Here is a 22,969-nt window from a genome sequence, read left to right as displayed (position 1 = left end):
TTACGCTCTTTTGCCAAATTTTCCAATCAGCACATTTTCGCCTCGTTCCAGCATCTCCATATGATCCGCATACCATTGCAGCATTTCCCGGCGACCATCCAGATATTGAGCGTGGTTGTAAGTACCACGGATGCTGTTCTTGTCAACATGAGCAAGCTGAGTTTCAATCCAAGCCGTGTTATAGCCTTGTTCATGCAGAATTGTACTCATGGTATGACGGAAACCGTGACCTGTTGCCTTACCATCATAACCAATACGTTTAATAACCTGATTGATAGCGGCCTCGCTCATCGGTTTACCCGCATCATTACGACCGGGGAAAACGTATTTCCCGCGTCCTGTAATCTCATGCAGTTTAATAAGAATGCTTTTAACCTGATTTGACAGTGGGACAATATGAGGGCGGCGCATTTTCATTCGTTCGGCAGGGATTTGCCAGAGATCGTTATCGAAATCGAATTCAATCCATTCCGATTCTCTCAGCTCAATGGTGCGTACTCCGGTCAGCATCAGCATACGTGTTGCTGATTGAGTAACCGGACTTCCACTATAACCACTCAGGGCGATAAGAAAATCATGCAGTTGGTCGGCTAAAAGGTGTGGGAAGTGTTTTTGCTTGGGCGCTTTGAGTGCACTGGCAAGATCGGTAACGGGGTTGAACTCTGCTCGTCCGGTAATAACCGCATAGGTGAAGATTTGCCGACAGGCCTGTCTGGTTTTCTTCAGTTTATCCAAAACACCGCGTTGCTCCATTTTTCGGAGCACAGCCAGCATTTCAGCAGGTTTGATCTCGGTAACAGCACGTTTACCAATATACGGGAAGATGTCTTTTTTCAGATATTCGAGAATGTCTTCGGCATACCCTTGTGACCAGTTTGGGCGTTTATATTCGTGCCACTCAATAGCGATGGATTCAAAACTATTGCTGACCGCAAAGACTTTGGCGGCCTTTTCTGCTCTCTTTTCTTCTATCGGATCATTACCATCTGATAGCGTCCGCCGCGCATCATTTCTCTTGGTTCGTGCTTCGGCAAGGGAGATTTCAGGATATACCCCTAATGCGAGTAATTTTTCTTTGCCTGCGATCCGGTACTTTAACCGCCAATAGCGAGAGCCATTCGGGTTTACCAATAGATAGAGTCCGCCGCCATCGGCAAGTTTATAGGGTTTTTCTTTCGGCTTTGCAGTGTCCACCTGTCGGGCTGTTAACTTCATACGGGGGTATCTCACTTCATTGAACCTGAACGTACCCCTAAATATACCCCTATAAGATCGTAGATTTCAACATACCTTACTAGACTATAGGAGAACGGAAAAAGGCCAACACTGCGTATTTATTGGGATTTTGTAGACTTCGGAAGACGTTACGATATGAATGGATGGTACGCCCTACAGGATTCGAACCTGTGACCTACGGCTTAGAAGGGCAAAAACCTTTGATTTCACTCTATTTCTTTCGATTTCACTTGGTTTCATCATTTTGATTTAAAACGGATTTTATAGCTTGAACAGTTTCATGTAGTTGCATATCATTTCATCATAACTTGACCCGCTACTTGACCTGTTATGAGGGATATATCTAATGGCTAGTACCTTATTGACTGACAGTAAAATCCGAGGGTTGAAACCCAAAAACTCAGCTTATTATACATGGCAAGCAGCAGCAACACGAGGAACTGGGAGGTTAGGAGTTAAAACATACCCATCGGGGAGAAAGGTCTTTGTCTATCGTTATTTTAAGAATGGAAAAGAAAAGTTCATAAACCTAGGTGATTTCCCTGCTCTTTCTTTGGCAGAGGCATTATCCAAATCACGAGATGCCGCCGCCAATGTTTCAGCTCCAGAAAAAGCCATCATAAATCACGCCACAATTGAACAGCTATTCAGCGACTATATTGCCGACCAGAAACGCCGTGGCAAGAGATCTTATGATAAAACCCAGTACAGGCTAAATCAGGTATTAGATAGCCAGTACATTGATAGAAGTACTCCAGCAAAAGATATTACCCCAGACCACATTAAAAGGGTATTAGCTGAATTTATCTCACGCGGTGCTGTTGCTGGCTCAAATAAGGTTCGTGCAAATCTTCATGCAGTATTTAACTTCGGTCTATTCGCTGACAATGATCCTGCCAAACTGAACGAGAAAGTTATTTATGGTCTTGACCGAAACCCCGTGACCATCGTTCCACGCCAAGAGGGAGCAGATAAGGCGTTGGATAGATTTTTATCTTGGGATGAAATGAAAGAGATTCTAAAACTGTTTCGTATTTCGTCGACGGCATTCCCAATCCATCCTGATTATGGCCGGTTAATATTGCTCTGTATTTTCACTGGTGGTCAGCGTCCTTGGGAAATAATGACCAATACAAGAGATAGCTGGGATAAAAAAAATAATACGTTGACTGTACCACCTCATATTTCAAAAAACGGTGATTACCACGTAATTCCATTGTGTAAATCTGCAACTGAAATATTAGAATGCCAAGCCAAACAATATCCAGACTCAGAGTTCTTGTTTCCCGGAGACACTAAAGAAGGTCATTTACTCACTGCTGAATATGCCAAGCAGATCCGAAAATTTTGTGCTCGCTATGATTTTGAAAAATTTACACCAAGGGATATCAGACGAACCTTTAAGACGCTTGCAGGAGAGATGGGGATCAGTTCTGAGATGAGAGATAGGTTGCAGAACCATAAAAAACCCGGTGTCTCAACCAAACACTACGATCGCTACGACTATCTGAAAGAAAAACGGGAAATTATAGCGCAATGGGAAAGTAAATTACTCTCACTATAGGGCAGAAAGCTGCCCTTTGAAATCCGGGCAGTTGTCTAACAAAGCTGAGTTGTTTGGATTGACTTAGTACTACAGCCGTAACTGCTCCGTGATCAGATGTGCCCCTCGGTGGCGGTAATGATATTGCTGTGCCCGGTATTGATGTCGCCGCCGCCAGTTTGACCAATATAAAATTTGTTCTACGGTTCCCCCTGTCTTTTCCATCAGTTTTGACAATAACTTACGCAGTTCCGACACACTCAGGGCTATCAGCCCCTCCGGTGTTTTTTTTCTCCTGCATTCGCAAAACAGCCAGTACCGCATGGGCCAATAATGACAAAGTGATATGTCGATACCAGCTCTGCCACCGCCGTACTTCGTAGTGATCCAGACCGCATTCCCCTTTCGTTTCCTCAAAACCGCTTTCAATTTCCCAGCGGTACCCTGCTACCTGAACCAGTGTCTTGAGATCTGCCTGGTCTTCGTGGGCATAGACGACATAATAAGTCCGTTCTTGCTTCTCATCCCGGCTACGCCGGATCAGCAGATAATGTCCATAACACCGTTCCTCTTCACTGAGCTGTAAGCGCCAGAGAGGAACCTGCGCCCAGTCATACCACCGTTCTCCCTTCGTCCCTAACCCCGCTGACTGTTTTTCCCAATCGTCGGGGGTCAGGCTGGCGGCAATCACATCGGCTCTGACATATTGAGGTTTTTGCCACCAGAGCGGTTCATTTTTAGGGATAGCTAATACAAACGGTTGATGCCGGGCCTCCAGCCAGCATCGCAGACGGCGATCATGCCCATAGACCGCATCGGCGGTGACCCAGCGACAGGGGATATCGGCATTGAATGCCCGTTCCAGCATTTGCCGGGCGAGCTGGGGTTTGGTGGCAAAGCTCACCGAATCAGGAATGCCGGCGGCTGCACAACGTGGACGATCCTCCGTCCACTGTTTGGGCAGGTATAAGGCCCGGTCAATCAAGGCATGGCCACCGTTGCCGGCGTAACACAGGAATACGCCGATCTGACTGTTTTCCACTCGGCCAGCGGTGCCGCTATATTGGCGTTGTACGCCGACAGAATGGTTGCCTTTTTTGATAAAGCCGGTCTCATCAACAATGAGTACACCGTGTTCATCGCCTAAATGTTCCGTCACATAGTCACGCAGAATATCGCGGGCAACGTCGACATCCCAGCGGGCACGCTCCAATAAATACTGCAGATTATCGGGTGACGTTTCGCCTAACCATTCAGCCAGTTGCCAGCTATTTTTACGTTCAACGTCACTGAGTAAGCCCCGAAGATAATCAAGGCCGTGTTGGCGTGAACCGCCAGGGTGAAACAAGGGAGTCAACCGAGCATGTAATGCCAGTTGCGCCTGTTCCCAGGAGTGAGCCGGTGTGTGCAGCATTTGACACCTCCCCTTATGCGGAGAAGAAAAGAAGCGTTATCATGATACATGATGAGCTACGGCTGTAGTATTAGAGTGTATCCCAATAGGAGGTATTTGATATTATAGTCAGCCTGTTTTTTTACATTTAGGGGATTTTTTCATGAATAAGAAATCAATAGCCCAATGGTTCATTTCTGATGAACTCTGGCAGAAAATTGAACCCTTACTCCCTCCGCATAAAACCCATCACCCTTTGGGCTGCCATCGTCGCCGTGTCAATAATCGGGCCGCTATGAATGCTATCTTTTTTGTGTTACGAACCGGATGCCAGTGGAATGCCCTCAATGCCACAGGGACTTGTTCTTCAAGCAGTGCCCACCGCCGTTTTCAGGAATGGGGGGCGGCAGGCGTCTTTGAGCGACTCTGGCAAAATGGCTTACTCGCCAGTGAAAAAATAGGGGCTATCGACTGGGGCAAATTGGCACTGGATGGCTGTTTGACTAAAGCGCCCCTGGCCGGCTCAAAAAAACAGGCCGCAACCCAACAGACCGGGGAAAACAAGGCGTAAAGCGAAGTTTGCTCACGGATGGACAGGGCTTGCCATTAGCGATTGCCGTTGCGCCCGCTAATATTCATGATATCAGACTTGTTATAGCCACCCTGGACGGTTTACAGACAGGACGCCGGGGTTATGGCACCCCACTCCATCTGGATAAAGCTTATGAGGCGGAATGGCTGGAAAAAGAATTAAAAACCCGTGGATACGTCCCCTGCATACAATCAAGAAAAGAAGAACAAGATGCGCTGGCCGAACAAGATGATTTTAAAGTGAACCGTTGGGTTGTTGAAAGGACACACAGTTGGCTTAATCGTTTTCGTCGTATTCTGGTCCGTTGGGAAAAACGTGTTGAAAATTATGAAGCCATGCTTCATTTGGCTTGTAGTTTAATTGTCTGGAATATAATCCTATTGGGATAGGCTCTTAATCCTCATATTGCTAAATATGCCAAATATGCCAAATATGCCAAATATTAATTTGTCTGTTTTCATTTAGGATTTATCTCATCGCAATATTTACTTTCATTTGAATTAATATCTTTCATTTATATATTATATACAAATATATCATTTATTGTTATGATTATTTCATTAAACAAAAAAGACAGAAATTAAAAACCTCACTTCTAAAAAAATTTCTTGTGATCGAGTTCATAAAATGAAAATGATCATGATTTTGTCAAATTCGTTACCTATTTTTTATTTTTATTTCATGACGTTACGAAAAAACACCTTTTATGGATAAACATTAAGTAGTTCGATACACTAATCACATACGCTATCTAAGAATATTATTTTTCAACAGCAATCATTTTAATTTTTTACGCTGTTATTGTCGGATGCCATTTTTTATTTCACTTTATTTAATTTGGACTTTACTCCTTCGTTATTTATTATTGCCTTCATTTTACTTATCACGGATCAGCCGATATATTCGGACAACAGAGTCCCTTCAAATTATCGAAAAACAACATATTGCGTCCTTAATTAACAAATTTGTCGGAAACAATGTGAATTAGATTTAAATCTTGTACCCGAATGTTATGGCCTGCGTTGTTATCAGGTGGGATGCCTATTACATAACGTTCCATCATCTCAGGGAGACACACCATGTCAATAAAGAAGAACATCGATAAATTGAAGAAAGGACAAGCCCTTGTTCAGCAGGGGCAAGAGGCTGTTCAGAAAGCGAAACAGGTTGCAGGCAAATTAGGCGGCAGCATTTCAGGTGGCAGCATTGCAGGAACGGCAGGCTTAATTCCGGGCGGCGGTTTTGCCGGCGGAATAGGCGGCCGTTCAGGCAGCGGCATTACAAGCACAGCGGGCTTAATCCCGGGTGGCGGTTTTACCGGTGGAAAGGGGCTGGCAGAACGCGCAGCCGGGGGGCAGAATGCGGCCACCAAAGCGCTGGAAAAAGCCGCCCAGATGCTGATGGGCGGGCGTGACCCGAGTGGCCTGCAATTTACCCTGACCGCAGGCGGCTTACCGCCGCAGACGTTTGTCGTGACCGATTTCACGCTGAACGAAAGTTTTTCCCAGCCGTTCAGCCTGAGTGTGGGATTGGCGAGCGCCGACCCGGCTATCGATTTTCCGGCAGTACTGGATCGCACCGCCACGCTGACCATTCTGCAAAACGGTATCGAACAACGCAGCATCACAGGGATCGTTTCCCGCTTTGAGCAGGGTAATACCGGGTTGCACCAGACTACCTACCAAATGACTATCCGCCCTGACCTGTGGCGCACGACCCTGAGACAGAACTCGCGCATTTTCCAGCAGCAGGATATCGCCACCATCCTCACCACTCTCCTGAAAGAACACAACATCCGAGATGTGATCTTCAGCCTGCGCCATCCTCACCCGGCGCGCGAATTCTGCGTGCAGTATCAGAAATCGGAAATCAATATAATCAATTGAATATAAAATATATATTATCTTGACACCATTTTATGCCCCTTTTAATGCCCCAAGATTTTTTTGTTTATTTTTTTTCATATATGACTGATTTTTCTTATTTATATCATTAATTGTGTGATTTTTAATCACCTTAAAGCAAAAAAGCCTTGAGGGTTAAAAATGGTCAGATTTTGCTGCCATTTTACGCTCAGGGCTTGAGATAAAAAATATTCATTTTTACGACATCGATCACAAATTATAGTGGGTTATTCCTGTGGTTTACTGCGAACCTTGCGCTCAACAAGCTGACCACGCTGATCAAAATAGCGGCTCGGCCAGATCTCTGAAGGATGTATTTCGAGATAGTCAGCGATTATCCATTCGCCTTTAGGCCATTGTCTGCTGAGTGCATTTGCCAATGTTGATGAACTAAGTCCCGCGTCACGAGAGAGAGCCGCTAAGGTTGTACCACGTTTACGTAATGCAGCGATAATATCAGCTTGGTGCCAATCATTTTGAATATTGTTGCTATTCATTCCTGTTACCCCTTTCCATTAATTAATATTGATGGTGGTGATTCAAGGCAGGGTTAGCAGACCGGGCTAAGATTCCGGCGAGACGTGAGTCTCCCCCGCCCGAACCACCATTGAAAGGGTGATAACAGGCGCACTGGTAGAAAAGATCCTACCAGTGTTCTTAGCTCAAGGCTGCTAAACCTTGACCATTAGATTTGGCTAATGGCGGGAATACTTTAACTTATTGTTTTACCTAAGACAATAACTGAACATCTAAGTTTAACGGCCATAAACTCGCTCAACATAACGCCCGCGCCCATCACCATGCCCTAAATCCATTGATACCAATGCTCTTGCTTCCTGACGGCTAAAACCATTCTGTTGGTAAAACTCCAGAGCATCCCGCACCCACGCATAGCGCAAACTATGAGGAGAGTGACAGCCGGTTAAACCAATCCTTGTGGTGTGTGCTCGCCAGTAGTTCATGGCTTGTTTGAGGTCTGGTTTATCAATCAATCTGCCGTTACGTTGTTCAGCAATAATAATGGCCTGTTCTACAGCCTCTTTTACCGCTGCAACATCCAATACACGAGTTTGTCTTGGTCGGCCACATTTTGTACCGAAAACAACCTGAAGTTTCGGCTCAGGTTGCTCTAATTGCTTACGCCAGCTTTTCAGTGAAGCACTGCATTGTACTGCTTCCTGAGAACGTAACCCCAGCAATCGGGCGAGTTTCAGTGTGACGGCAAATCCAGCATCACGTTCAAGCGCTTTTTGATAAATAACCTGAAACGCGGCATCAGGGATCGCCTGTTTTGTTCCGGCGCGGCTGGTGCCGCTTGTTCCCAATGCCAGACTGCTCAAACGTGGCGAGGTTCCCAGTTTTTCCCGGCCTGCCATGCGGAAGATATTACGTAGTGCGGACATTTCATTTTGCACCGTTCGTTTGGCGATCCCCTGAGATAAACGGGCATCAACGTAATGCTCCACATGCTTAGCTTTCAAATTTTTGAGGCTTTTGACCTGAATATTCAGGCTCAGTAACAACGCGCCCAAACGTCCCGCAACCCGAATACGATCATGGCAGGTCTTATGGCTGCCACCACTCTTACGGGCAAAAAACTTTAATTCTTTAATCAATCGACTCATTGGCTTCCCCTTGCGGATGTTTGACAACATGCGATCTCTGGCGCGCGACCATTCTGGCAAAACAGAAAATAACTGCCTTGCCCTTGATCGATATCTGTGCGCCAGAGTGAACGCAGGTTGAGGTATTGCGGGGTATCGGTTGAGTACACGGTACTGCCGCCTGCATAAGCAGGTCATCCCCACCGGCAAAAAAGCCAGCCTCGATATCGTCAAGTTCTCCTTTTCAATCTAAAAATGCAGTGTCAGATTCACTGTGGGGTGAAGCAGGCGTGAGCCTGTCTGGGTTGAATAGTCCTTTGGCTGCGGCGTCACTTTCAGCGATAAATCCGCAAAAAGTGACGCCTTGAGTTCTGTAAACAATCAACAAAAATCGTGCGAACGTTGAAGTGCCATCAGGCACAGCAAAACGCCGTAAGGTTAAATGTCAAACGGTAGTCATGTTGATGGATTAGCTGTAGAAAAATTGTCTGTTGAATAATTCAAACAGGGATAGATAAAAGTATGAACAGATACGCAAAAGCTATCCTGTTGTTCATTGAAGAGAAATAGGATTTATGTTGATTTGAAACGCCAGTGTACGAACCCACGTTCAACACACTTCAGTGACAAGATAAAACACCTTTTGGGCGTATTTTTAGTTTAAGAGACCTTCATTGCCAGACGAGGGTTTAGATGTCTTGGCAATATCTGCTTCCAAAGGTGGGCAGATGTACCGCAATTTTGCTCTCCCTTTCAGGCTACGGGAGTTTTACTGTCGCTAAAAAGCGTTTAAGTTGATTTAGACTACCTGATTTTTATAATTGTGGCAATAATAGATATTGCTATTTGATAAAAATCATTTATTATAACGGGAAAATACTATTAAAGTGAAAACTAACCATATTGTTATAATATATTTCATCATATGATTTATCTAACGAAATCATTATTAAAACCATGTTAATGATGATTTAATAATTTTATTAAATTAGTATAAACAAGGCCAGCCAGTATTATTAATAACTGACCAGCCTAATAAATTAATTACCTTGAAATAACGATTTTGCCATTGATTATAGATAAGTAAGGATTATAAGTCGTATTTCTCCCATTTTCCTTGTTGTGAAAGATGACAGGAGAAGAACCAAAAACACCTTTTTCTAAACGGAATAGACGACCATTTTTATAACTAACCAGTTTATATTTATTCCACTCAGGTTCTTTAATAAAAAAATTACCACTTATATCTTCGTCAAAATCCATCGAATCAAAAAATATTTTTGCGCTACTATTGTCTGCTATAGCCCATTCCTCCCATGCTGGCTGGCTCATTTTCCATACCTTATCCAGATCACGATGAGAAAAAGCACTACTAATCTCTTGATAAAATGCTTTTATAGCTGGTAAATCATTATCAGTAACTGGCTGCGCTTTTATCCACATCCAATTTGGTAAACTATTTACTGAAAATGTTTTTTGAGCCGAAAATAAATTTTTCTCTCCTTTTTTTGTGGATAAATTTGCATAATCAAATTTTTCATTTAAATTTATCGAATTTTTCGTTATAACGTTTCTGTTATCATCCACAGTTAACTTGATATTACTAATAATTTCACCTTGTTCATCATGTGAAGCAACTTTTCTAATTGTCGCTTCACACCATGATTCAGGATGAAATTTTTCTGTATCTCTATCAATTGATATACGACCCATTAATAATTCTATTGTATTAGATCCATTCTCCAAAAAAGCCGATATATTATAACCACTTGATTCTGTTCCTGTCCGTGAGGATGTGTTTTCTAGCATTAACATCCCATTTACTTTTAAAATACATAAACTACGCTGAGTATTAAATGAGACGAGATATTTATGTTCCATTGTTGGTTTCCCTAATGCGGTTTTTATTGTCATTAATAATGCAAAAAATAACAAGCTACCCCAAAGAGATCCTGTAAGTAGATTTTTCTTTTGGTAGTGGGTCTTGAAACACCCAAGGTTTTTCCATTGGTTCATATTCATCTTCTATAGGTACTTCCCATTGATTTTCATCATCTTTTTTGAGTTTAATGCTTGCCCCATATTTAATACTCGCTGACGCTTGTATTCCATCATGATAAAGTATTAACTCCATACTTTTTTCTGTAGATTCTAGTGCCACTAATACTTTGGCTGCTATTTGTGCAGAAGCATCAAAATAGCCATTAACAGCATAATAGCGAACACCCCCACGAATATTGGTTTCAGCTCTGATACCAAATCCAGTTTCTAACATCGTATCTTTTTTAAAAGACCAATCACCTTTATCATCAGACTCCCAACCAAACATAACACTCAAATCGCCACTGAGAATTAAATCTAGTTGTACACCATAAAATGCCCCGTTTTTACCTTGCTTGACTTCTTGTTCGAGCTCTTCTCCTTTTTCTCGTATTTTAGCCACAACTTTATTGACTTTAAAATAGGCAGCAAATATTTGGATAACATCAACACGTAATTCTAAACCGACTAAGGGTGTTGCTGTAATATCAGCATTATATTTATAGAAAAGTTCATATTTATCATTATGCGCAAGTTCATAACTGCCACTAATATTAATTAAGGGATTAATAAGATCTAAATTAATAACCCTAAACTTATCTTGATCATGCCCAAATGCAAGAAGATCATTGAATTTACCAATACTATCGATGGCGGTATCAATTGGACCTAATTTCTTTTTCTTTTTTTTAAACTCAAACTCAAGTTCTTTTGACCAGCTACGTGTTTCAGTGCCTTTTTCAGCCGTGATCTCGCCTTCAATTGTTAGTGAATTACGAACTTCATAAGGCTGTGTATTTCTGCGCCATCCTTGTGAACCTTTATGTCGCATTCCATTATTTCTGTTGGTTTCTTTTTGTTGTTGCCTTCTTTGTTCATCGGTAAATTTTTCAATTTCTTCTGACGCACCAATAGCAACATTAAATATTTGTTTTTCATTTAGAACAAGGTGAATGTTTGAACCAAGAATCGCCTTATTGCCTATTGTAGCGGTTAAAATTTTATCCGCTAATTTGTATTTTTTATCTATTAATGGTTTTCCTGAACATTCATCTGCTCTGACATAAAAAAGTTCTTCTTCAATATGTGAGCTAAAGTTTCTGCTCAAAAAACGCTGTAAAATAACTATCGGACTATTTTCCATAAGAGAAAAATCACTAATTTTCTTTGAATAGACCAACTCTCCTGCATACGGTTTATTAGGTGAGAATTGTGCTACAGGCATTCCATTTTCACCCGATAAATTCCCAATGGGGCAGTTTGGATTGTGCGAAATACAGCCCTTACTAACGGCACTTAACTTTATAGGAATTTTAGGTTTATCCGCTTTATCTTCCGGTTTAGGAACCACATAATACAATGTAGCAGGAAAAGGAAACAGTTGTTCATAACTAAACGTTTTATCTCCCAGTGTTACATCAATCTTATGAGTACAATCATCCGGGTTATCACAATCACAGACTGCTGACCCTGCTTTTGTTGATGTCATTTTATTTCTCCTTAACCAATATTGACGCTGCCGTCGCCAATCACAACGCCACCACAATCCACTGCATCACCTGTTCTGGCGGCAGGCTTTCCCTCAATAAATACAGAACCTGAACCACCGGAAATGGCTCGTGGATGAGAATTGTGAGGTGCTAATGCATCACCTTGTCGCGCAAGATAAGCACCATCAATTTTGACGGTACTGGCTCCGGTAATAACAGGCGTTGCGGAACAATTGCCGTGTTCTGTGCCGATATCGCCAATTTTAACTGCGTTACCCATAGTAATTTCTCTGTTTTTGATTAAAGCGGTACTTGACCCAATTCTTGAATTAACAAACGTTCGGCACGCATATGCCCCGATTGACCGTACTCAGTTAATTGGGAATAGATTGCTTTCGGCAGATCATCAAGTGTGAGGTAATGCCGGAGGATAAAGAACTGGAGTAATCCACGAACATTACGATCATCTGTAATGCCGTTTTCACTGAACCAGTCAAAAAATTGCCGGGCACATTCCACCGTATCGATGTGAGGAATAAAGTTAAAAGGCGCTTTTTCCAGCCAGTCAGGGATAAACCCGGCTAATTTTTCGATATAACGTTCAGTGAAAATGGCCTGTATTTTTTCCAACTGAACTTCGTTGATAACAAGCATTTTTCGTTTGCTGGTTGCACCAACGGGAAAAGGTTCTCTCACCTTAGCAAAGTTATCCGTGCGTTCAGCCTCAAGATAAAGTGTCGTAATGCGCGATATCGGCCCTAAAAAACAATGCAGCTCCCAGTCACTCAAGATGCCGAGAAAATCCCAGATATTACGCGGATCGTAAAAGCGAAAAAAAACGGGTTTTTCCTGTTTAGGTAGCAATACTTGCAGGTATTTGCGTAAATGTTGCCGCACGGTTTTCATGTCCGCTTCGCTGTGAACAAAAATACCCCACGGCGTTCTGCGGCATTCCAGCCAGATTTTAACTTCTTCAGTAACCTGTACCAGATAGGGTGCGATTTTAACCAGCTCAGGCTGGAGCGGTTCACCATAAAGGCAGGCAGAAGGCGGATCGTAACGCTCTAAGGCTAAAAATAAATCCGGTTCTGCTGCCCCATCAATAATGGCGTAGAGTTTTTCCTGACTCATTGCTGATTCTCCTTATCTTTCAGAGGACAGTGCGCGACGAACATTGAACCTTCACTGGCTGCCGCGAGCAAAATAGCAGGGTTGGCAGGCGCCAATAAATCACCGGGGCTACCGCCGGAGTTCAGATTAATGGCGGCACCCTTAATATCGATGCCGCCAGCATGAAGCACCACAAAACTCCCACCGACACGCAAAGTCAGCTTACTGCCACTTTGTAATGTCAAATCTCCCTGCGCATCAATACTGACAATACCCTGAATTTTTTCAGACAAATCGCCTTTGATTTGTAACGCACGGTCGCCGTCAATCTGTTCCAGATAGCTGCCGGCAGTTTTATGCTCCTGTTGGCCTTCAACCGTGACTTTACGGTTATTGGCGATAACCAATTCATCGTCATGCCCGATGCTGGTTGTGCGGTTATAGTTGATGCGTTCGTCGCGTGAATTGAGCACCTGAATGGCGAGGTTTTTCTGAGCATGGATAAAAACCTCTTCACGATCTTTTTCATCCTCAAAACGCAGTTCGTTAAATCCTTGCCCCTTATGCGTCTTCGAGCGGATTGACATTTGTGTTTTTGCCATCGGCAGTCGATTCGGCGGAAGATTATTGGCGTGATATGCCCGACCAACAATAATCGGCTGGTCAGGGTCACCGTGGATAAAATCCACCAAAACTTCGTGACCAATGCGGGGAATAGCGATCATACCCATCAATGTCCCTGCCCATGCCTGACTGACACGCACCCAACAAGAACTGCTGTCATCAAGTTTACCGTACCGATCCCAGTCAAATTGGATACGGACGCGCCCATATTCATCGCAAAAAATTTCTTCGCCTTCCGGCCCGACGACAGTAGCAATATGCGGCCCTTCCATTTTGGGTTTCGGATAGGGAGAAGGGCGATAGGAGTTTTTGCGGCTGGTGAAAGTAAACTGGTTGGAAAGCCACGTGCCACTGCCGCTGTGCTGGGTTTCATCAGCTTGAGGTTGTTGGCCTGAGTGGGTTATCTGAATTAATTGCCATTGGTCATTCAAGGTTTCATTGGGATGATCTTCAAAATTAACCAGTTGCCCCGGCCACATAGCAAAACAGTCACCATTGCCGTTTCCCAGCTGCGTATCCCGGCGCAGGTATTCCAGACGATACTGGCTGACTTGTTGCCCCAAATTTTCATCTTTATAACGGCTGGGAAAATCGTAATAGTGGTAGTTTTTCAGCGTGCGCTGGTTGGCTAGATTATGCCCTTCATACCAGAACTCCCGGTTCATACGTGGATTCTTAAATGTCCGGTCTTTGGTTGTCACGGTGGCAACACCAACCTGTTCTGACCAGCTAACCTGCTGAATGCTTGTTGTTGAGCCAGTAACATCAGCTTCAGGACGATAAGGAACAGTGATCACGTTATTAAGCGACAGGCAGGAATCATGAAAAACGATGCGTTGCTCATGCTGTTCCTGGTCGAACGTGAAATAATAGAAAATGCCCTCATCAGCCAGCAAACGCTGCATAAAAGCCAGATCACTTTCATCGTACTGAACGCAGAATTCCCGTGGCGGGTGTTTGTAACCCACCAAAAATGTAGCATTGCGTACCCCATTTTCTTTAAGCAGGGTTTCCACAATATCCATCACGGACTGGTTCTGGAAAATCCGGCTATTGACCCGCAGCGAGGCGCGCCATAACAGAGGCTGAATAGTGATATGGTAGTGGCTGGTATGTCGCCCGGTAGACATGTGTGAAAAGTGCGTCACCATTCCGGTGATTTGTCGTTCAATCTGCCCGTTACGGTGAACGGCAAAAGCAGCATTCCGGTCAAGAACATCGGCAACGTTAATGCCCGGTTTTTGGCTGACCAGATTCGGTGTTTTACAGGTCAAGGTCGCTTCCAGACGGAAGAGGGAAGAAAGTGATTCGTGTAGGGAAAAATCAACAACAGCAAAGGTTTGTTCGGGTAGATTTTCTGTAATCAGCGTAAATACTAAACCAGAGCGATCAAGTCGCTGACTGATTTTATCAATTACCCTGTTCATTTGTACGCTCCATAATCTTTGGGTATATCAATCCTTAATGAGAGTCTGACTATCAAAAGTCATTTAATGATGAAATCATTGTTGCAGACTTTAGGTACGTTATTTAGCAGGATACAGTAGAATTATTTACACATACAACGATGAATAAAAGTACATCCGATAAATTGTGATTAATCACTCTTCTTAAATAAAACCAGGAAATTACTTAGTGTTAATTTCACAAAGCGCAACATATTTAAACCGCACTGACGCGCTGCGCTTGTCTTCTCCGATTTACCGGGCTAATACATTACCCCGGTAAATCGGAGAGCTGAAAAACACCTGCCAGAGAAAACTTTTTTGTTTACCCCCACCGTATTAAAGAAATAGGGATAAAACTGTTCACCCTGTTCACCTTTAAATATTTTATTTAAATTCATATTATTAAAGGGTGATGACTTGAAATTGAACTCATCACCACTCTTCACCCAACCGTTCACCCCAAAGCTGAAAAAAGGTGAACAGGGTTGAATAGTTGTGAACAGTTTAAAAATAACTCTTCACCCTATAACAGATTGATATATCTGATTTAAATTACAGGGTGAACAGTAGTGAACACTTTTTTATATTCCTTTGAAAATTATCAGCAATAAAGAAAAAAATTATTCTTCTGGCAGGTTATTCCTTGTCAGTTTTGGCATCCACTCGATAGCGGTTTCAATGTTCAGGCTCAAATTGCTGCGAATGCCGTGTTTGCTTTTATTGCGCAGGTATTGCTGATTGTATTCTGCCAGTGCGCCCGGCATATCCATGCCAAAGCGGGTTACGGAAACGGGTTTATTCAGGTTATTGCCTTTCATGTAAGCAAGGTAGGCATGATAAAGGTATTTGCGGGGATTGAACGGCATAATTTCCGCATTACCGATTAACAGGCCGTCAGCTTCATCAGATGCAATCAAGTGGCCGCAGAAATCGACCAGTGGATCGGTGCCACGTTTGATATCCAGTGCTTCTTCTGATTTCTGTTGCTCTGCCAGTAATCGCCTTGCAATTTGTGGATCAGCGAATTTATGCAGTAGATGCCGGATAATGACGGGCAATTCTGCTGCAATTTTATCCCGCAGATGTGGGTCACGTTCATTTTCCGGTACAATCTCAGAAAAATTGAAAATTACCCGACGCCGTGACACACCACCACTGCGATCGCTAAAACTCATGGCATTATTGTTTACTGCCAGTACGACCGCAGGAATACGGGTTGAATAGGGTTGTTTATGCTTCGGATCGATAGCAACTTCATCGCCGCCGGTGATTGCCTTGATTCCAGAGCCATCGCCTACATAGCGGGTCTGGTCTGGCAGGATAATCAGAGAATAACCGACAATCAACGCCCTTTCCCGTGGGTTTTCCAGTGCTGCCATGCTTGCAGAAACCGTGTTGCCTTTGCCTGCCAGCATGGAACAGATTTCAGCAAAAATACTTTTGCCACTGCCTCCAGCCCCGGTAACTTCCAGAAATAGCTGCCAGTCGTAACGGTTCGCCAGCACCATAAACAGGGCTGCCAGTACCCGATCAAATTTGTGCTCACAGTTGGCTGTTGCCCGGTTGAGCCAACGCCAGAACTGAGGCGCATAATCTTGCAGGGTTTCCCCTGAATCGGGGGAATTGAATGCGACATCATTGGCCAGCAACAGCCAGTCATGTTTACGATGAGGCCGGAACTGGCAGCTTTTCAGGTCAAATACGCCATTGCTGAACCCGATTAAGTGGCGTTCTGGCGGTTGCATCATCGGAAGCTGTAATTTCAGAGCATCCACGGCGGAGCTGATACCATGCGGTGAATATGGCAGTTTCTCTTCCATAAAAGCCGCGACCATTTCCCGCTTTAAATCGCGGTCACTGACCGGACGCCAGATAGTGCCATCATAGTGATGCACGGTTTCTGAAGCACCATCCAACGCTAAGTCATTATCATAACGCACCAGCAAGACCTCTCCGCGCTGGCTGGCTCCCATCTGGCAGAGTGTCAGCTTGGAAGATTCGGTATCATTAGGTTGAGCGGCTGCTTTTTTCTTGATTGATGCCGGTTGATAAGGCCCCTCACCAAAAGCCTGCTTTGCTGCTTCAATTCCGTGACTCTGGCGATAACCGTCCCAATCAGATTTGTACTCAGTCGGTGGCAACGTAACCCAGCCATTAACCGCAAGAGCGGCTTTTTCTGCCGAAACCTTGCCGACATTCGTTTTTGGCTTGCTGTTTTTATCCAATTCGTCGGGATGATGCCAGTCATTATCAGCAGCAAAGATGATTTTCGTGTCAGACCAGCGTTTCCGGACTGATTGAGCGACGGAGAGCAAATTACCTGCATCCAGTGCGGCCAGAACAGCACCTTTATAGAGTTGGCTAACCGTAAGTGCTGTAGCGTAACCTTCAGTAATAATCACTGTGTCAGGGTGATCTTCCAGCTCTGAGATGGAAATAAACGCACCTTTTTTCTGGCTGCCAGAGACTAATTTTTTCTCACCGTCGGGTTTGATGATCTGAGCGCCAGTGACTTTTTTATCCAGTGTTGTCAGCGGTAATAACAACGTACCATCTTTCAGCAGACGCTGATTAGGATATTGCAGTTCTTTTGCCGTCAGATAAGGCGATTGTCCGGAAATAGTCTGCGCCATCAGTGCCGCGATTCTTTCGGCAATCGGCTGTATTGGATAAGTGATTTCTTTGGCTGGCTTGGGTTTTGGCAAAGGTAATGCCAAAGCATTTGCAACAATTTTTGCTGCTTCAAGAATCGTGATCCCCTCAGTTTTTGCCACTAAATCCAATCCATCGCCATAGTTTGGAATATCACACTGGCGGCAATGCCAGTTGCCATGATGGTGATCATCGATAAAGTGAAAACGGTCAGTACCGCCGCAGACAGGGCAAGCACCATGTTTACCCTTTGCAGGGATATCAATACCACACGCAGGCAGCAGGTTAGACCAAGAATACATGGCGGAGGTTTTCACGGTCTGGATAAGATCAAGCGGTTTTTGATTGCCCGATTTTTTTGGGGCTGTAAATTTAGGTCGAGTTTGGTTAGACTGTGTATCAGCCATCATTTTTACCTTTCTTAATGATTGTTGATGAAACGCCTCGCAGTGTTAGCGCACTTCGGGGCGTTGTGTTTTATAGTTTGTTTCTTATGTCATGTTCTCTTATTCGTTATGCCGCCCGTGATTTAGCGATCCACTGCGCAATCCAGTGATCAATTTCTGTTTCAATAAAGGCCACGGAGCGCAGGCCAATTTTAACTTTCTGTGGAAATGCGCCGTCACTAATCAATTTGTAGATCCACGCCTTGCTGTAACCCGTTCTGCGTTGCACTTCCGGCAGACGGATCAGACTGATTTTCAATGCTGCCATTGTCATGTTTTATTCTCCTGTTACCGAGTCCTTGAGCGCTCATCGTGGACGTTGTTGGATGACAGGAGGATTATTGAAAAAACAAGACATAATGAACAGCGTTAACTCTTTTTCTCCCGATGAGAATTAATTTTTAGGTTGCATTATCGGTTTTTCCGGTCGCGCAGCGGTTTGGCGAAGTCATAGGGCGTGATGAATTTTTCCCGGTTGGCGTCCAGATAATCCGCCCACCACTGCATCATCAGCCGCCGTTCATCCAGATGTTTAGACGTGTGGATATACGCTGCCCTAACGCTGTTTCGTTCGATATGGCTGAGCTGGCGCTCGATGGCGTCATCGCTCCAAAGACCTGATTCCCCCATTGCCCCGCGTGCCATTGTGCGAAATCCGTGTCCACATATCTCGGTTTGAGTGTCGTAGCCTATGTTGCGTAAGACTCTGTTAACAGTTGTTGCATCCATGACTTTCGTGGAATGGTAAGCGCCGGGGAACATCACATCACTGTTACCGCTCAGTTTGTGCAGGGTTTTGATAAGCAGGGCTGCCTGATGGCTTAAAGGCACAATGTGATCAGTTTTCATTTTCATACCGCGTTCAGAAAAGGGAACATCATTGATGGGGGATCGTGTGGCAGGAATTTTCCACAGGGCATTTTCAAGATCGATTTCCTGCCAGCGGGCGAATCTTAATTCGCTGGCGCGGACAAATGTTAATAGTGTCAGCTCGACGGCTATTTTGAATATTAAGTGTCCACGGTAGGTAGATAAGCGTCTCAGAAAATCAGGTAAATCTTCATGGGGCAGAGCCGGGCGGTGGTGACATTTTGCGGTAGTCAGTGCGCCTGCCATGTCGTTAGCTGGATTGAATTCCAGAATATCATTCTGGACGGCGTATCGCATAATCGAAGTGATGCGTTGGCATAAACGTTGAGCGGTATCATGCTTGCCTTGTTCATCAATGGCTTTGACTGGAGCTAAAAGTTGGCTAGTGCGTAATGTGGTGATATCACGCGTGCCAATGCAGGGGAAAATATATTTTTCAAGGCTACGTAGTATTATCTGGCGGTAATTTTCATCCCAGCGCTTATTACTGGCATGCCAAACACGGGCGACTTGTTCAAAGGTATTCACTTTGGCCGGAGAAGATGGACTTTTTTTCTCTGCTTTAGGGTCAATGCCCTGTGTCATCAGCTTTTTAGCTTCATCACGTTTAGCACGAGCTTCGGCTAATGATACGGCTGGGTAGACACCAAACGCCATCCGGTCTTCTTTTTTATCGGTAGGGCGATGGTACTTCATGCGCCAATATTTAGATCCGCGTGACGTGATCTCCAGATAGAGACCTCCGCCATCGGCAAGTTTGTAGGTTTTTTCTTTGGGCTTTGCGGTTTCAACTTGTCGGGCGGTGAGTTTCATTATTAGGGTATCTCTGTAATCGAATAGTCATCATCAAATGGTAAGTGCCCCAGATTATGCCCCGCACTGCATATTGATTGCAACAGACTAAACTAGACGTAAAAATAAGAGATCACACTGATTTTGTTGTAGTTTATAAAAATTATTTTACTTAGCCAGACCTCACTGGAAGTTGAGCTGGTTCCAGTATCAGGAAAGTGACTTCGATTTTCTGCAACGGCTGACCGCCGAAGAAGGCATTTTCTACTTCTTCGAATGCAGTAACGGGCGCAATACACTGGTGTTTGCCGACGATTGCGGTTCAGTGCCACCGGGCATCCGCCTGCCCTATCAGCCGGGAGAAGGCAGCACGCTGGGCGAACCGGTGGTCAGCAGTCTGACCAGCAGCGCGCAGGTACGCCCGGCTCAAGTGCAACTTAAGGATTATACTTTCAAGAACCCGGCCTGGCCGGCGGAATTTCACCAGCAGATACGAGACGAAAACCTGCAACAGCTGTACTACGAGCACTACGATTATCCGGGCCGCTTCAAGGACGAGGCTCATGGCAAGGATTTTACCCGCTACCGACTGGAGGCGCTGCGCAGCGACGCCGTGACCGGACAGGGCAGCGGCAATGCCATCGCCCTGCAACCGGGCAAACTGTTCATCCTCGATAACCATCCCCGGGCAGACCTGAATCAGTCATGGCAGACCGTCTCTGCCAGCCACAGCGGCAGCCAGCCACAGGCACTGGAAACCGCCAGCTCAGGCTCCGGCACGACGCTGCACAGCCACTTCTCCTTCATCCGACAGAACCAGAACTGGCGCCCGGCGCCGTTGCCCAAACCGGTGATTAATGGCCCACAAATCGCCAAAGTGGTCGGCCCGGCCGGCGAAGAAATCTTCTGTGATCAGTACGGTCGGGTGCGCCTGCAATTCCCGTGGGACAGATACGGACGCAGCGACGACCAGAGTTCCTGCTGGATCCGGGTCAGCCAACCATGGGCCGGTCAGGGCTGGGGGATGTTGGCTATCCCGCGTATCGGACAGGAAGTCGTGGTGGACTTTCTGCACGGTGACCCCGATCAACCGATAGTCACCGGACGTACTTACCATGCCAGCAACATCCCGCCGGGTGCCTTGCCGGGCAGCAAGACCCAGATGGCGTTTCGTTCCAAAACCCACAAGGGTCAAGGCTACAACGAATTGCTGTTTGAGGATGCCAAGGGCAGTGAACAGCTGGCATTACATGCGCAGAAAGATATGTATACCAAGGTACTGAACAATCGCGATACTCATGTGATCGCCAACCACACCGAGACCGTGGAGAAAAACCAAACCATCAGGGTTCATAAGAATAAAAAAGAGACGGTCACACTCAACAGCACAGAAACCGTAGGAGAGGTGCGTGAACTGACCACCGGCAAGAACTACATTATCACGGTTGGTAAGCACAAAAAGGTGAATATCAAAAACACCCTATCCATAGCAGTCGGGGATGTAATTGAACTGCGCTGCGGCCTGAGTGTGTTGCGCATGGACAGTGCCGGACGTATCACCATTCAGGGCAGTGAACTCAAGTTTGAGGCCAGTGGCCCGATGCAAATCACAGGTAAAGATATCGATCTGAACTGATAAGGAGGTACTGAGATGGAATTTCGTAACCTGACCCCCTTTGCGGTCATGAACTATCAGATGCTCGATATCGAAGATACCGAACATCATGTTGTGGTGATGAAAATTGGCTACCAGCTCCTACCTGCTGGGCAGGGGGAATATAATGCCGAACTACTGCCTGCACCGCCTCTATGCTTACAGGATGAATATCGTGGGACGATGAACTCCTCACCGGTATTGCAGGAAAGTGACCTCGCCCCGTTTAAACCGCGCTGTGATGTGATTGTCAATGGCACAGCATATGCGCCGGAAGGTAAGCCCTGTACCGAATTCCCCATTCGATTACAGGTGCAGAGCAAACAGGGGCAAACATTGCTCAATAAGACGCTCACCGTCGGCGGCGAACGGGAATTCATCCGCGATGCCGGCGGCAACTGGCAACTGACCGCGCCGAAACCCTTTGCAACATTGCCGCTGGATTACCGCTATGCCTTTGGCGGTCAGTGCAAAATCTATGCTGACGAAGAAGCAAGTCAGCACCTCCAAGAAGGTGACCTGCTCACTCCCGAACAACGCCAGCAGCACCCGGACAGAGAAAAATCACCGATTGCTCACGCCGCCTGTGAAAGCAATCCGCTGGGAACGGGGTTTATCACTCCGTGGTATGCCAACGCGAAACAGCTCACCCGTTACCCTGCGCCGCGTATTATCCGGCCGGATGCTCAGTTCACTGCCCAACATTTTGCAGCTCAACTAGGGGGAACACTGCCTGCCGATACCCCAGCCAGCCAACCGCAGGGCATGGGCTTTATCGGCCGTCCGTGGCTACCCCGCCGCCAGCTCGCCGGCACGTACGATGACGACTGGCTTGCCCACCGTCATCCTTATCTGCCCAAAGACTTCGACTTCAGATACTGGAACGGCGCCCCCGCGGATCAGCAGATTGACTGGCCTGACACCGATATCTCGCTGAGCCTGCAGAGCATGACTCCCGGTGGCAACCTGCACGTCACCCTGCCGGGGCATCGGCCGTTTATTCTGCTGCGGATGCACGAAGGAGGGTTGCTCCCCGTGCCGATGCGCCTCGATACGCTGATCCTCGACAGCGATGCCCTGACCCTGCATATCACCTGTCGGCTGAATTTTAAAACCAGCCTGCCGGTTCGGGTGGCGGAGGCGCGGTTTGAAATCGATCCGGATGCTCCGTTACTCAAACTCGCCCCCCCTGAACCTGAAAAGGAGACCGCCCATGGCGGATAACTACATTGCCCGCACTGCGGGCGAATGGCTGATAGTCGGCATCTTGCCGGACGTATGCAAAACCCCGATGGGCGCGTCAACCCCGCCCATTCCGTACCCGGTCATCGCCAAACTGGCGGGCAGCGATGTGCCGGTTAAATCGGTGCGGGCCAATGGACAACCAGTGGTGGTCTTCGCCCAGAGTTTTGTGCCGCAAACACTCGGCGACCAGCCCGGGGTGGCCAACGGCGTGAAAAGCGGCACCGTGGGCGCAAAATGCCACCCGAAAGCGCATACCCAAACCGTCCGGGCCGGTAACAAACTGGTGCTGCGCCATGGGGATGAATTCTGGATGAATGGAGCATAAG

At 45.8% G+C, this 22,969-nt stretch carries 19 protein-coding genes and 1 pseudogene; 6 read left to right on the top strand and 14 right to left on the bottom strand.

Annotation, left to right across the window (positions count from 1 at the left end):
- On the bottom strand, positions 1–1,215 hold the full coding sequence (locus tag Xbud_RS14255) for a tyrosine-type recombinase/integrase (RefSeq protein ID WP_099136672.1): 1,215 nt from the start codon (positions 1,213–1,215) through the stop codon (positions 1–3).
- Positions 1,216–1,582: 367 nt separating this feature from the next.
- Here Xbud_RS14255 and Xbud_RS14245 point away from each other — a divergent pair, with 367 nt between their 5' ends.
- Positions 1,583–2,800 carry a tyrosine-type recombinase/integrase gene (locus tag Xbud_RS14245; RefSeq protein WP_099136671.1) on the top strand — a complete coding sequence of 406 codons (1,218 nt, stop codon included), beginning with the start codon at positions 1,583–1,585 and terminating at the stop codon, positions 2,798–2,800.
- Positions 2,801–2,869: 69 nt separating this feature from the next.
- Here the strand turns inward: Xbud_RS14245 and Xbud_RS19860 are convergent, their stop codons facing one another.
- Together Xbud_RS19860 and Xbud_RS14240 are read right to left on the bottom strand one after the other, a co-directional pair.
- Positions 2,870–3,037: a hypothetical protein gene (locus Xbud_RS19860; RefSeq protein ID WP_169923076.1), complete on the bottom strand. Its 168-nt coding sequence runs from the start codon at positions 3,035–3,037 to the stop codon at positions 2,870–2,872.
- Positions 3,021–4,193, bottom strand: a complete 1,173-nt coding sequence (locus Xbud_RS14240) for an IS701 family transposase (RefSeq protein ID WP_244589971.1) — start codon at positions 4,191–4,193, stop codon at positions 3,021–3,023. Before Xbud_RS14240 ends, Xbud_RS19860 begins: the two co-directional genes overlap by 17 nt.
- 142 nt (positions 4,194–4,335) lie before the next feature.
- Between Xbud_RS14240 and Xbud_RS14235 the strand changes: the two genes are divergently transcribed.
- Positions 4,336–5,153, top strand: a protein-coding gene (locus Xbud_RS14235) for an IS5 family transposase (RefSeq protein ID WP_099136670.1) whose coding sequence is annotated in 2 segments (ribosomal slippage) — positions 4,336–4,696 and positions 4,696–5,153 — 819 coding nt in all. Because the reading frame shifts where the segments join, the coding sequence is not laid out codon by codon here.
- Positions 5,154–5,843: 690 nt separating this feature from the next.
- Positions 5,844–6,650: a type VI secretion system tip protein VgrG gene (gene vgrG / locus Xbud_RS14230; protein WP_422645751.1), complete on the top strand. Its 807-nt coding sequence runs from the start codon at positions 5,844–5,846 to the stop codon at positions 6,648–6,650.
- A 245-nt stretch (positions 6,651–6,895) separates the two neighbouring features.
- Here vgrG and Xbud_RS14225 read toward each other — a convergent pair whose 3' ends face one another.
- The 11 genes from Xbud_RS14225 to Xbud_RS14180 all read right to left on the bottom strand — a co-directional run bounded on the left by Xbud_RS14225 (position 6,896) and on the right by Xbud_RS14180 (position 19,765).
- Complete coding sequence (locus tag Xbud_RS14225) at positions 6,896–7,165, bottom strand: helix-turn-helix domain-containing protein (RefSeq protein ID WP_074025167.1); 270 nt, start codon at positions 7,163–7,165, stop codon at positions 6,896–6,898.
- Between the two features lie 258 nt (positions 7,166–7,423).
- On the bottom strand, positions 7,424–8,293 hold the full coding sequence (locus Xbud_RS14220; protein WP_099136669.1) for an integrase domain-containing protein: 870 nt from the start codon (positions 8,291–8,293) through the stop codon (positions 7,424–7,426).
- Positions 8,290–8,442, bottom strand: coding sequence for a hypothetical protein (locus tag Xbud_RS19855; RefSeq protein WP_169923075.1), 153 nt, complete (start codon positions 8,440–8,442; stop codon positions 8,290–8,292). Before Xbud_RS19855 ends, Xbud_RS14220 begins: the two co-directional genes overlap by 4 nt.
- Before the next feature lie 874 nt (positions 8,443–9,316).
- Positions 9,317–10,153 carry a hypothetical protein gene (locus tag Xbud_RS14215; RefSeq protein WP_047686553.1) on the bottom strand — a complete coding sequence of 279 codons (837 nt, stop codon included), beginning with the start codon at positions 10,151–10,153 and terminating at the stop codon, positions 9,317–9,319.
- Positions 10,154–10,208: 55 nt separating this feature from the next.
- On the bottom strand, positions 10,209–11,801 hold the full coding sequence (locus tag Xbud_RS20630; protein ID WP_244589970.1) for a hypothetical protein: 1,593 nt from the start codon (positions 11,799–11,801) through the stop codon (positions 10,209–10,211).
- 11 nt (positions 11,802–11,812) lie between these two features.
- Positions 11,813–12,082 (bottom strand): type VI secretion system PAAR protein, encoded by a 270-nt coding sequence (locus tag Xbud_RS14205; RefSeq protein WP_099136668.1) that lies wholly within the window; start codon positions 12,080–12,082, stop codon positions 11,813–11,815.
- Positions 12,083–12,102: 20 nt separating this feature from the next.
- Positions 12,103–12,933, bottom strand: coding sequence for a DUF4123 domain-containing protein (locus Xbud_RS14200; protein WP_099116929.1), 831 nt, complete (start codon positions 12,931–12,933; stop codon positions 12,103–12,105).
- Entirely contained in the window at positions 12,930–14,963 is a 2,034-nt protein-coding gene (gene tssI, locus Xbud_RS14195; RefSeq protein ID WP_099136667.1) for a type VI secretion system tip protein TssI/VgrG, read from the bottom strand. The genes Xbud_RS14200 and tssI (Xbud_RS14195) overlap by 4 nt, the downstream gene beginning before the upstream one ends.
- A 641-nt stretch (positions 14,964–15,604) precedes the next feature.
- Positions 15,605–18,043: a DUF5906 domain-containing protein gene (locus Xbud_RS14190; RefSeq protein WP_099136666.1), complete on the bottom strand. Its 2,439-nt coding sequence runs from the start codon at positions 18,041–18,043 to the stop codon at positions 15,605–15,607.
- Positions 18,044–18,149: 106 nt separating this feature from the next.
- The gene (locus Xbud_RS14185; protein WP_074024862.1) at positions 18,150–18,356 is read right to left on the bottom strand and encodes a helix-turn-helix transcriptional regulator; all 207 of its coding nucleotides are present in this window, start codon (positions 18,354–18,356) and stop codon (positions 18,150–18,152) included.
- Between the two features lie 137 nt (positions 18,357–18,493).
- Positions 18,494–19,765, bottom strand: coding sequence for a tyrosine-type recombinase/integrase (locus Xbud_RS14180; RefSeq protein WP_099136665.1), 1,272 nt, complete (start codon positions 19,763–19,765; stop codon positions 18,494–18,496).
- A gap of 184 nt (positions 19,766–19,949) precedes the next feature.
- Between Xbud_RS14180 and tssI (Xbud_RS14175) the strand changes: the two are divergent.
- The 3 genes and pseudogenes from tssI (Xbud_RS14175) to Xbud_RS14165 all read left to right on the top strand — a co-directional run.
- Positions 19,950–21,380, top strand: a pseudogene (tssI, locus tag Xbud_RS14175) (type VI secretion system tip protein TssI/VgrG); the annotation flags it as partial.
- Between the two features lie 15 nt (positions 21,381–21,395).
- A complete protein-coding gene (locus tag Xbud_RS14170; RefSeq protein ID WP_099136664.1) occupies positions 21,396–22,622 on the top strand; it encodes a DUF2169 family type VI secretion system accessory protein in 1,227 nt (408 codons plus the stop codon).
- A complete protein-coding gene (locus Xbud_RS14165; protein ID WP_099136663.1) occupies positions 22,612–22,968 on the top strand; it encodes a DUF4150 domain-containing protein in 357 nt (118 codons plus the stop codon). Before Xbud_RS14170 ends, Xbud_RS14165 begins: the two co-directional genes overlap by 11 nt.
- The last annotated feature ends 1 nt before the right edge of the window (position 22,969 follow it).

Origin of the sequence: Xenorhabdus budapestensis, assembly GCF_002632465.1 — a bacterium.
Classification (GTDB): Bacteria; Pseudomonadota; Gammaproteobacteria; order Enterobacterales; family Enterobacteriaceae; genus Xenorhabdus; species Xenorhabdus budapestensis.
This window is presented reverse-complemented; position numbering and strand designations above follow the sequence as displayed.